This is a genomic window from Macrococcus sp. DPC7161, assembly GCF_004117835.1.
Classification (GTDB): Bacteria; Bacillota; Bacilli; order Staphylococcales; family Staphylococcaceae; genus SDSC01.
In genome coordinates, this window is sequence record NZ_SDSC01000015.1 from 1 (window position 1) to 13,956 (window position 13,956).

The following is a 13,956-nucleotide window of genomic DNA, read 5'->3' on the forward strand; positions in this document are numbered from 1 at the left end:
TTGAATTTGAAACACCAGAAGGTTACACACCAACAACACCAAATACAGGTGATGATACAAGTGACTCAGATGGCACGAAAGTAACAATCACTGTAGATGGTAAAGATGATCCAACAATCGATTCAGGATTCGTAAAAGAAACACCAGTGACACCATTAGAGCCAGAAACACCAACAAATCCGGCAACACCATTAGAGCCAGAAACACCAACAAATCCGGCAACACCATTAGAGCCAGAAACACCAACAAATCCGGCAACGCCATTAGAGCCAGAAACACCAACAAATCCGGCAACGCCATTAGAGCCAGGCACACCAACGAACCCAGGTGCGCCAGTTGAGCCAGGCACACCAACGAACCCAGGTGCGCCAGTTGAGCCAGGCACACCGACGAACCCAGCAACACCGGTAGAACCTGGAACGCCAACTGAATCAGGTATGAAATCATTACCTGATACAGGTGAGCATAATAATTCAGGTGCTTTAGCAGCGATGTTTGCAGGTTTAGGTGGATTGTTGTTATTTAGAAAACGTAAACAAGATTCAAGCAAATCGGAAATGTAATTATGAAAAAGTCCCTAAGTACGCTAAATGTACTTAGGGGCTTTTCTATTGTATAAATACAATTTCCATATGAGCAGTTAAATCTATTTTATTAGTAGGCATAAATATCAGTTTTGTTTTATAAATATAATTAAAAATAAATGTTAAGTCATATGTTAGCGTTTTCTCAAAAGATAAAGATGTTATTTTTGAGTTGCCAAAATTAAAAGTTAACTACAAAGTATCGTCTTAAAAAATATGATAGTATGCCTTTTTATAAAGTGTCACAAAATAGACACAATTAACAAATGGAAAATAAATTGTCGTAAAATTAAGGGGGCGACCTAATAAAAATAAAATAATATTTTTATTAGGTATATTAAAATAATTAAAAACGAAAAATCATTAAAAGAAAATTAAATAAAGCCTATTTTAATAAGTATTTTTTAAAAAAATGAGTATGGTGTCATATTTAATGCTATTTAAAAATAATGAGTGAAAATTTTGATATTTTTTAGTGTAATAATACGTTATAATTGAAAAATTTTTTATCTCATATTTGAAACATATTGCATCCATATTGATTAGATTTTATATATTTTCCTATTTATAATGATAGTTAAGCATAAATAAAAATGCTCAATTTAAAATAATATAAAAAATATTATTACTTGGGGGAAATACATGAAAAAAAATAAAACGAGTCGTTTTGATTTCTTGAATAACACATTGAACAAGTATTCAATTCGTAAGTTCACAGTAGGGACGGCATCGATATTAATTGGATCTTTAATGTTTCTTGGCACAGATGTAGATGCAGCGACAACTACAACAACACCAACTACAGGTCAAGCAACTACAGATTCATCTACAACTGCAGATCCAACCACAACAACCACGCCGACAACAGACACTACAACAACAGAAGCATCTTCTACAGTAGCTCCTGCTACGACTGAAAATGTTACACCTTCAGTAGATACAACTACTACAGAGACGGCAGCAACTACAGCTACACCAGAAAAAGCTCAAAAATTAGTATTTAATGCTGATAATACTGAGTTAACAGGTGTTGCTACTGCTGGTTTAACAGTGGAATTACATTTAGCGGATGGCACAATTGAAAAAACAGTTGTAAATCCAGATGGCACTTTTACGTTTAAAAATTTAACAGTAGCAAGTGAAGAAGTTGTTTCAGTAATTACTGTTGATGGCGAAGTTAAAAGTGATCCAGTTGGAGTGACAGCAAACAAAATTGTGACACCAACAACAGAAGCCCCAACGACAGAAGCATCTGCAACAACAGCTCCAACCTCAACAACAGATTCTGCAACAACAGAAGCCCCAACGAAAGCGCCTGTAACAACAGCTCCAACCTCAACAACAGATTCAACAACATCAGTACCAGTATTACCTGATACTGCAACAACAGAAACAGTTGCATCGACAGTAAATGATATTTCAGCGGATACACCTGAAACTAAAAAAGCAACTTTAGTAAATTACTTAACTCAAAATACTGGTGTTACTGTTGAAATCGCGAATCAAACATTAGATGCATTGAACTTAGATTATAACAATCTTACAAGTGATGAATTAATGGCAGCATTATTAAATGCGATTGCTACGAATCAAGATGCAAACACTGTAGTAGCTACACCAGCTACAGCTACTTCAACTGCATATACGAATGAAGAGTCAATTGCATTAGATTTAAATGATACAGTTCGAAATTTAACAGCGCCAAGTGGTGCAGGGGATTCAATTCTCGTTATTGACGGTAAAAATGTTATTGAATCAGCAGCATTTAATTCAACGACGCAACATACTGTAAACGGTAAAGTTGTTCAACAATGGACAGGTAACCCACTTGAAATTAACAATCCTGCAGTTGCGACGCCACTTGCTGGTGTACGTATTTATGCACAATGGGTTGAGAAGAGTGGAGACACATCCCCTATCTACACAACAGTATCGATGGCGGATGGTACGTATCATATCCTTATGCAAGACTTCGTAAAAGCAGATGGTACAATTGCGAAGTTTGATGCCGATCCTAACTTACCTGCAGGTGAGAAGTTCCGTGTATGGGCAGAAACACCTACAGGATTACAGTTATTCTATTCTTGGGAAAACGGACAATTAGGACCTCAATCATTTGCGATGGATACAAGTTACAACGCAAGTAACGCCATTGCAGTTGACCAATTAAATAACTTTAACTTTATCTATGTTCCACAAACTGATGAAAGTACAATGCATAATTTAGCAGACGCAGCACCAACACAAGCTGTTCCAGGTGAAACTGGATTTATTTCTGGTACTGTATTCTGGAATAACAATATTAACGTTGGTGCTCAAACTATGGGTGCAACTGCTTCAAATAGTGGTGGTACAACAGATACTGCAGCAACAAATGTTACAGTCGTAGGTTCTTATTTATCAGATTACGCTTTACAACAAATTTATACTAAAGCAGCGGCAGCAATCGGGACATCTAATATCCGTGGTATTGGTTGGACGGATGCCAATGAACAAGCTTTACAAAATTGGATTAAACAACAAATCGCATTAGAAGGTACAGATTTATGGATTGGTGAAACGGTTACTACTACAACAGATGCGACTGGTAAATACACATTACAATTCAACGGTACATACGGTAAAGAGTGGAATGACCGTGGTTTTAATGGTTTATTACTTGATTCAGCATTAAATAGTACAACACGATTACCAGATGCAATTGCAACTTCAGAAGGTTTACCGATTGGTTCAACGTATGCAGATTTATTTAATCATGTAGCATCTAGCCCTCAAATTGGTACTTGGTACGGAGATACAAGTGCGGGTGTAAATGCAATGACAATTGATGCAGCACCTAAGCACGTTAACTTAGATTGGACATATGTATCATTATTAAATATGGATTCATATGGCTTAGCGAGTCCTTATTATGGCAATAAATTCTTATTTGATAATGCAAGTACATCATGGACAAATACTTTAAAGGTTGATGCGGTAGCAGATCAATATATTACGGGTGCAGACTTTGCATTATTCTTAGATCAAATGAACTTTGATGTTGTGAAATATGATACAAATACAACACCTGCAACACGTGGTACAACGGTAACGACAAATACAGTAGGTTTACCTTCTCCTGAATTAGGTAACAACTTGTATCAAATTGTTTGGTATGACAAAAATGGTGTTGAAGTTGCGGCTTCACCAGTACAATCACCAACAACAGCAGGTACAATTCCATCATCAGACTTTGTTGTACCGATGACTGCGTTAGATGGAGATGTGTATACAGCAAAAATTTTCGCAATTGAACCAGCAGATGGTGTAACGCGTTCTGCATTCCCATTAGCATCAGATTCATTTGTTGTTTCAGTAACAGATGCGACAGTGAATGAACCGAACTATATTGATACAACTTTAGCAGCAGGAACTTCAACAATTATTGCAGCACCTTTAAATAGTGACGGTTCAGCACCACCAGTAGGTACTACATATGCACCAGCTGACACAACAACATTGCCAACTTGGGTAACGGTAAATGCAGATGGAACGATTAGTGTGAATCCAGATGTTACTGTACCGGCAGGATCAACGACAGTACCAGTGACTGTAACTTATCCAGATGGTTCAGTAGACACTATCGATGTAATTATTACTGTAACGGATGCAACAGCTCCAGTGATTTCACCGATTGCTGATATTACAGTACCAGCGGGAACAGCTATGACACCGGTAACAATTACAGTTGACGATCCAACTGCAACTACAACAGTTTCAGGCTTACCAGCAGGTGTAACATATGACCCAGCAACGGGTGTGATTTCAGGAACACCTACAACACCAGGAACATATCCAGTGACAGTAACATCAGTAGATGCAGCAGGTAATACATCAACGAAGACATTCACATATACGGTAACAGATACAAATGCTCCAGTAATCTCACCGATAGCTGATGTAACGACACCAGAAGATGTACCGATGACACCAATTACAGTAGTTGTTGATGATCCAACTGCGACAACAACAGTTTCAGGATTACCGACAGGTGTAACGTATGATCCAGCAACAGGCGTGATTTCAGGTACACCAGTAGATCCAGGAGTATATCCGATTACGGTAACATCAGTAGATGCTGCAGGTAATTCTACAACAACATTTACGATCACTGTTACAGATACAACAGCACCAGATGCACCAACAGTAAATCCAGTAACATCAGAGGATACAGCTGTAACAGGTATTGGTGTACCAGGAAATACAATTACAGTAACGTTCCCAGATGGTTCAACAGGAACAGCAGTGGTACAACCAGACGGTACATGGAGCGTACCAGCAGGCGTTGATTTAGTAGGTGGGGAAGTATTACCAGTAACATCAACAGACCCAGCAGGAAACGTATCACCAACAACAAGTGTAACGGTATCTGACGTAACACCACCACCAGCACCACCAATCAATCCAGTAACATCAGAAGATACTGTGGTAACAGGTACAGGAGAACCAGGTGGCACTGTTACAGTGAAATTCCCAGATGGCAGTACTGCAACAGCAGTGGTGCAGCCAGATGGTACATGGTCAGCACCAATTCCAGCAGGTGTTGATTTAGTAGGTGGGGAAGTATTAACAGCGACTGAAGCGGATGCAACAGGAAACGTATCACCAGCATCAACAGTTACTGTAACAGATACAACAGCACCAGATGCACCAACAGTAAACCCAGTAACATCAGAAGATACTGCAGTTACAGGTATTGGTGTACCAGGAAACACAATTACAGTAACGTTCCCTGATGGTTCAACAGGAACAGCAGTTGTACAACCAGACGGTACATGGAGTGTACCAGTCCCAGTGGGCGTTGATTTAGTAGGTGGCGAAGTATTACCAGTAACATCAACAGATCCAGCAGGAAACGTATCACCAACAACAAATGTAACGGTATCTGACGTAACACCACCGCCAGCACCACCAGTAAATCCAGTAACTTCTGAGGATACAGTGGTAACAGGTACAGGTGTACCGGGAGACACAATTACTGTGAAGTTCCCTGATGGTTCAACAGGAACAGCAGTAGTCCAACCAGATGGTACATGGAGTGTTCCAATTCCAGCAGGTATTGACTTAGTAGGTGGCGAAGTATTACCAGTTACTGAAACAGATCCAGCAGGCAATGTATCACCAGCATCAACAGTTACTGTAACGGATACAACAGCACCAAACGTACCCACAGTAAATCCAGTAACATCAGAAGATTCTAACGTTACAGGTATCGGTACACCAGGAAACACAATTACAGTAACATTCCCTGATGGTTCAACAGGAACAGCAGTGGTACAACCAGACGGTACATGGAGTGTACCAGTACCAGCAGGAGTAGATTTAGTAGGTGGCGAAGTATTACCAGTAACATCAACAGACCCGGCAGGCAATGTATCACCAACAACAAATGTAACGGTATCTGACGTAACACCACCACCAGCACCACCAGTAAATCCAGTAACTTCTGAGGATACAGTGGTAACAGGAACAGGTGTACCGGGAGACACAATCACTGTGAAGTTCCCAGATGGTTCAACAGGAACAGCAGTGGTACAACCAGATGGCACATGGAGTGTAGTAATTCCAGCAGGTGTAGATTTAAAAGGTGGCGAAGTATTACCAGTTGTTGAAACAGACCCAGCAGGTAATGTATCACCGGCATCATCAGTGACAGTAACGGATACAACAGCACCTTTAGCACCACCAATCAACACGGTTTCTAGTACTTCGACAACAGTAACAGGTGTAGGTGAACCAGGAAATACAGTAACAGTAACATTCCCAGATGGCTCAACATCAACAGCAGTCGTACAGCCAAATGGTACATGGTCAGCACCAATTCCAGCAGGTGTAACATTAGCAGATGGTGAAATCATTACTGCAACACAAACAGATCCAGCAGGCAATGTATCACCGGCATCAAGCACAACAGTGACAGATGTAACACCACCATCACCAGCTGTAAATCCAGTAACATCAGAAGATACTGTGATAACTGGAACAGGTACACCTGGTGATACGATTACAGTAACGTTCCCTAACGGCTCAACTGCAACAACGACAGTACAACCAGATGGCACATGGACTGTAACAATTCCAGCGGGAGTAGATTTAGTAGGTGGCGAAGTATTACCAGTCACTGAAACAGATCCAGCAGGAAATTCAGGTTCAACGGCAGTAACTGTGACTGATAAGACAGCACCAAATGTGCCAACAGTAAATCCAGTAACATCAGAAGATCCTAACGTGACAGGTATTGGTGTACCAGGAAATACAATTACAGTAACATTCCCAGATGGCTCAACAGGAACAGCAGTAGTCCAACCAGATGGCACATGGAGTGTACCAGTACCAGCAGGCGTTGATTTAGTCGGTGGAGAAGTATTACCAGTGACATCAACAGATCCAGCAGGAAACGTATCACCAACAACAAGTGTAACGGTATCTGATGTAACACCACCAGCAGCGCCACCAGTAAACCCAGTAACATCAGAAGATACAGTAGTTACAGGTACGGGTGTAGCGGGAGATACAATCACTGTGAAATTCCCAGATGGTTCAACAGGAACAGCAGTTGTCCAACCAGATGGCACATGGACAGTAACAATTCCAACAGGAGTAGATTTAGTAGGTGGAGAAGTATTACCAGTCACTGAAACAGATCCAGCAGGCAATGTATCACCGGCATCATCAGTGACAGTAACGGATACAACAGCGCCAAACTTACCAACAGTAAATCCAGTAACATCAGAAGATGCAGCTGTAACAGGTATCGGTACGCCAGGAAACACAATTACAGTAACGTTCCCAGATGGTTCAACAGGAACAGCAGTTGTCCAACCAGACGGTACATGGAGTGTTCCAGTTCCAACTGGTGTTGATTTAGTTGGTGGCGAAGTGTTACCAGTAACATCAACGGATCCAGTAGGTAACGTATCGCCACCAGCAACAGTAACGGTCAAAGACGTAACACCACCACCAGCACCACCATTTAATCCAGTAACATCAGAAGATACAGTGGTAACAGGAACAGGAGAACCAGGTGGCACAGTGACTGTTAAGTTCCCAGATGGTTCAACATCAACAGCAGTCGTACAACTAGATGGCACATGGTCAGCTCCAATTCCAGCAGGTATTGATTTAGTTGGAGGAGAAGTATTAACAGCTACAGAAGCAGATGCAGCAGGTAACGTATCCCCAGCATCATCAGTAACAGTAACAGATACAACAGCACCGAACGTACCGACAGTAAACCCAGTAACATCAGAAGATGCAGCTGTAATAGGTATCGGTACACCAGGCAATACAATTACAGTAACGTTCCCAGATGGTTCAACAGGAACTGCAATCGTACAACCAGACGGAACTTGGAGTGTTCCAGTCCCAGCTGGTGTTGATTTAGTTGGAGGAGAAGTGTTACCAGTAACATCAACAGATCCAGCAGGAAACGTATCACCAACGACAAATGTGACGGTATCTGACGTAACACCACCACCAGCACCACCAGTAAATCCAGTAACTTCTGAGGATACAGTGGTAACAGGAACAGGTGTACCGGGAGACACAATCACTGTGAAATTCCCAGATGGTTCAACAGGAACAGCAGTAGTCCAACCAGATGGTACATGGTCTGTAACAATTCCAGCAGGTGTAGATTTAGTAGGTGGCGAAGTATTACCAGTTACTGAAACAGATCCTGCAGGCAATGTATCACCAGCGACTTCAGTGACTGTAACAGATACGACCTCACCAACAATTGAACCAATCGCAGATGTAACAACACCTAAAGATCAACCAATGGCACCTATTATAGTTGTAGTTAATGATCCAACAGCAACAACGACAGTGACAGGATTACCAGCAGGTGTGACATATGATTCAACAACTGGTGTGATTTCAGGTACACCGACGCAAACTGGAAGTTACCCAGTAGCAGTAACTACGACAGATGCAGCGGGTAATACGACGACTGAAACATTTATCATTACGGTAATTGATACAACTGCACCAGTCATTACAACAATTGCAGATGTAACAACGCCAGAAGATCAACCGATGACACCAATTACAGTAACTGTAGATGATCCTACAGCGACAACAACAGTAAGTGGATTACCAAATGGCGTGACGTATGATCCAGCAACTGGACAAATTACAGGTACACCAACAGATCCTGGTACGTATCCTGTAACAGTGACTTCAGTAGACCCAGAAGGTAACACATCATCTACTACGTTCACGATTACTGTAACGGATGCAACAGCACCAGTGATTACACCAATCAATGATGTAACGACACCAGAAGATCAACCGATGACACCAATTACAGTTGTAGTGAATGATCCAACAACAACAACAGTAGTAACAGGCTTACCAGCAGGCGTAACTTTTGACCCAGCATCAGGCGTAATCTCAGGTACACCAACAGAACCAGGTACATATCCGATTACAGTAACAACAACGGATCCAGCAGGAAATACAACAACACAAACATTTGTAATTACAGTAACTGATCATACAGCACCAGCAATTACACCAATTGCAGATGTAACAACACCAGAAGATAAAGTGATGATTCCGATCGATGTGATTACAGATGATAAAGCAGCAACAATTGCTGTAACAGGCTTACCAACAGGCGTAACTTATGATCCAGCCTTAGGTGCGGTTGTAGGTACACCAGTAGATAAAGGTGTTTATCCTGTAACAGTAACTGCTACAGATGCAGCAGGTAACGTATCAACAACAACATTTGTAATTACAGTGACAGACCAAACAGCACCAGTGATTACACCAATCGCAGATGTAGTTACACCTGAAGATGTAGCAATCACACCAATTACAGTAGTAGTCGATGACCCAACAGCAACGACAACTTTAACGAATTTACCAGCAGGATTAACATATGATCCAGCAACAGGTGTTATTTCAGGAGTACCAACTTTACCAGGTTCTTACGATGTACTTGTAACATCAACAGATCCAGCAGGTAATTCATCAACTGAAGTATTTAACATTACAGTAACGGATGTAACATCGGCACATATCTTACCGATTGCTGATGTAACAACACCAGAAGATGAGCCAATGGCACCAATTACTGTTGTATTAGATGATCCAACTGCTTCTGCTACAGTAACAGGATTACCAGCAGGCGTAACTTATGATCCAATTTCAGGCATCATCTCAGGAACACCGACAGATCCAGGTGTTTATCCTGTAACAGTTACATCAATGGATTCATCAGGAAATACTGAAACTGAAATCTTTACAATTACAGTAACTGATAAAGTAGCACCAGTGATTACACCAATCAATGATTTAACAACACCAGAAGATCAACCAATGGCACCAATTACAGTAACTGTAGATGACCCTGCAGCGACAACAACAGTAAGTGGTTTACCAAATGGTGTAACATATGACCCAGCAACTGGAGTAATCTCAGGAACACCAACTGAACCAGGCACATATCCAGTAACAGTGACATCTGTTGATACGTTAGGAAACACATCAACAGAAACGTTCATTATTACGGTTACAGATGCAACAGCACCAGTGATTACACCAATCAATGATGTAACAACACCAGAAGATCAACCAATGACACCAATCGCGGTGACAGTGAATGATCCAACAGCAACAACAACAGTAATAGGTTTACCAATAGGTGTAACGTATGATCCAACAACTGGACAAATTGCAGGTACACCAACAGAGCCAGGTACATATCCAGTGACAGTGACATCAGTTGATCCAAATGGCAATACAACAACAGAAACATTTAATATCATTGTTACAGATACAACAGCACCAGCGATTACACCGATTAATGATGTAACAACGCCTGAAAATCAACCAATGACACCAATTACAGTGACAGTCAATGATCCAACAGCGACAACAACAGTAACAGGCTTACCAGCCGGTGTAACGTATGATCCAACAACTGGCATCATTTCAGGAACACCAACAGAACCAGGTACATATCCAGTGACAGTAACGTCAACAGATAAAGCAGGTAATGTATCAACAGAAACATTCATAATCACAGTGACAGACGTAACACCGCCAGTGATTTCACCAATCACAGATGTGACAACGCCAGAAGATCAACCAATGGTACCGATTAAGGTGACAGTAAATGATAAGGCAGCCATCACGACAGTAACAGGCTTACCAGCCGGTGTAACGTATGATCCAGCAACAGGTATCATTTCTGGAGTTCCAACAACACCAGGAACATACCCGGTGACAGTGACATCAGTTGATCCAAGCGGCAATACAACAACAGAAACATTCAACATTATTGTTACAGATGTAACTACATCTATGATTGAACCAATTTCAGATGTAACAACACCTAAAGATCAACCAATATTACCAATTACAGTTGTAGTGAATGATCCAACAGCAGCAACAACAGTAACAGGCTTACCAGCCGGTGTAACGTATGATCCAGCAACAGGAATCATTTCAGGAACACCAACAGAACCAGGTATTTACCCGGTGACAGTAACAGTAGTAGATACTAATGGAAATACAGAAACAGAAATATTTACTATTACAGTTACAGACAATACAGCACCCGTAATTGCATCAATCAACGATGTAACAACACCAGAAGATCAACCAATGACACCAATAGCAGTGACAGTAGATGATAAATCAGCGATTACAACGGTAACAGGCTTACCAGTTGGCGTAACGTATGATCCAACAACAGGATTGATTTCAGGTACACCAACAGAACCAGGCACATATACTGTGACAGTAACATCTGTGGATCAATATGGTAATACAACTACTGTCAACTTTGTAATCACAGTGACAGATGTAACAGCACCAATCATTACACCAGCAATCTCTGATGTAACAACACCAGAAGATCAACCAATGGTACCAATTACGGTAACAGTAAATGATCCAACGGCAACAACAACAATAACAGGCTTACCAGCCGGCGTAACGTATGATCCAACAACAGGAATCATCTCAGGCACACCAACTGAACCAGGCACTTATCCAATAGTTGTTGTAGCAAAAGATGCTGCAGGAAATACGTCATCTGAGACATTTGTTATTACTGTAACTGACACAACAGCGCCAGTGATTACACCAATTACTGATGTAACAACACCAGAAGATCAGCCGTTGGCACCAATTAAGGTTAAAGTTGATGATCCAACAGCGACAACAACAGTAACTGGTTTACCAACCGGAGTAACGTATGATCCAACAACAGGTATTATTTCAGGTACGCCAACAGCGCCAGGAACATATCCAGTAACAGTGACATCTGTAGATAAAGCGGGCAACACAACAACAGAAACGTTCGTTATAACAGTAACGAAAACACCAGTAACACCAACGCCTGACACAACAGCGCCAGTGATTACACCAATTACTGACGTAACAACACCAGAAGATCAACCAATGACACCAATCACTGTTAAAGTGGATGATCCAACAGCGACAACAACAGTAACTGGTTTACCAACTGGAGTAACGTATGATCCAACAACAGGTATTATTTCAGGTACGCCAACAACACCAGGAACATATCCAGTAACAGTGACGTCAGTAGACAAAGCAGGCAACACAACAACAGAAACATTCGTTATAACAGTAACGAAAACACCAGTAACACCAACACCTGACACAACAGCGCCAGTTATTGATGTAGCACCAATTCATCCTGGTGACACAGAAGTAACCGGAACAAGTGAACCAGGCAGTACGGTAACAGTAACATTACCGAATGGTACGAAAGTAACAACAGATACAAAAGATGATGGTACATGGTTAGTAACAGTACCGGCAATCAAGGCGGGAGAAACAGTATCAGCAGTATCAGAAGATAAAGCAGGTAATGTATCGGACCCATCAACAGAAACAGCACAAGTAACACCAATACCAGGCGACACAGACAACAGTGGTAAAACAACGCCAACAGAAGCACCAGTTGATGAAGTTGGACCTACTGAAGAACCTGTAAAATCATCAACAAACTCAGGATCAACTAAAGATGTATTACCTGATACAGGTGAAGCATCAAATAGTGCACAAACAGCAGGATTCTTAGCAGTATTCGGAGGAATGGCATTACTTGTTGGACGTAAACGTAAACAAGAAGATGTACAAACTGAAGATAAATAGAATGAAAAATTAGATATGGAATACTTCCATATGAAAGACAGAAGACTGATTCTCTTTTTGAGAACCAGTCTTCTGTCTTTTTTATAGATATAAAATTGGTTTGGGAGAAAAAATTTTTCGGTACTTAGTTTCTTCAATATAAAATTATGTCATTATGATAGAGACAATTAATAAATAATCAAAGCAAATATGTGCAATAATCCCACCCCATAATGTATTTGTATTAAACCATAAATAGGTAAATGGGATTCGAATCATACCAATCACGATTAATGCTTGATAAAAATGATATTGATAAGTCTCGATATGTAGAAGACCAAAAATGAGTGAACTGATAAGGATTGCTAAGCATAAACTCAGTTTCCAAGGTAAAAATCGTTTTAATATTATTAAGATTGGAAGGCAGATAATGGCTGTGATAAGTTCTTCACCAATAAGTTGTATCCAGCTTGTTAAAAATATTTTAATTATATTGGTGCTATTTTGATCATCTAGATTTGAAAGGCCTAAATTACTTTTATAATCTTGAACTTGGAATAGTTTTCCTAATAGCATTGTGAGTGAGGAAATGATTAAACAAGAGATGATTGCCAGAGGTACTTTGTACACAATATTCCATGCAGGTGCTTTAAACATTTTTTTTACATTATTCCAACCGAATTCACAAAGTAATACAACGATTCCTCCCAAAGTATACATTAAAATACCTATTTCCTTTGGGAGTGTAAGTTTGTTAAGTAGCAGAAAAAATATGAATCCATAAAATATAATTGGTGCAATCCACCATCTTTTATTTAAACGTACTTCATTTATAAACATAAGATAACCTCCTGATGAATGATATAAATTTAAATAAATCTCAAAAAATTAATTACATCTATCATAATCAAATTATTTAAAAATTCAAATATAAACACATCTAAATTAATAAATTTATTTAAAAATATTAAAAATTTATTAAAAATAGCGTTTTTTAAAATTATTTATTATGCAAATTGAAGAAAACTATTATTTAGATGAAGAATCTAAGTGAAAAGCACATGTATTTTATAAATTTGTTTAAATATAATTTTGAATGCAAAAATGAATGATTTAATTACATAAAAATATGGAAAATACAGCAAAAAGACAAATGTCATAAATTTGACACAAATACAAAAACAATTATTACATAATAAATGAAAAATAATTG

The 13,956-nt window shown here is 39.9% G+C and carries 3 protein-coding genes; 2 read left to right on the forward strand and 1 reads right to left on the reverse strand.

What is annotated here, in order from left to right:
• Positions 1-563 (forward strand): LPXTG cell wall anchor domain-containing protein (locus tag ER639_RS12475; RefSeq protein WP_129065957.1); only part of this gene is annotated, 563 nt, incomplete at its 5' end.
• A gap of 663 nt (positions 564-1,226) precedes the next feature.
• Entirely contained in the window at positions 1,227-12,764 is an 11,538-nt protein-coding gene (locus ER639_RS11820; RefSeq protein WP_129065958.1) for an Ig-like domain-containing protein, read from the forward strand.
• Positions 12,765-12,908: 144 nt separating this feature from the next.
• Here the strand turns inward: ER639_RS11820 and ER639_RS11825 are convergent, their stop codons facing one another.
• Positions 12,909-13,583 carry a CPBP family intramembrane glutamic endopeptidase gene (locus ER639_RS11825; RefSeq protein ID WP_129065959.1) on the reverse strand — a complete coding sequence of 225 codons (675 nt, stop codon included), beginning with the start codon at positions 13,581-13,583 and terminating at the stop codon, positions 12,909-12,911.
• Positions 13,584-13,956: the final 373 nt, after the last annotated feature.

Excerpts from the sequence above, each read along its gene's own strand:
- ER639_RS11825 (WP_129065959.1), bottom strand. The coding sequence starts at position 13,583 with ATGTTTATAAATGAAGTACGTTTAAATAAAAGATGGTGGATTGCACCA.
- ER639_RS11820 (WP_129065958.1), top strand. The coding sequence starts at position 1,227 with ATGAAAAAAAATAAAACGAGTCGTTTTGATTTCTTGAATAACACATTG.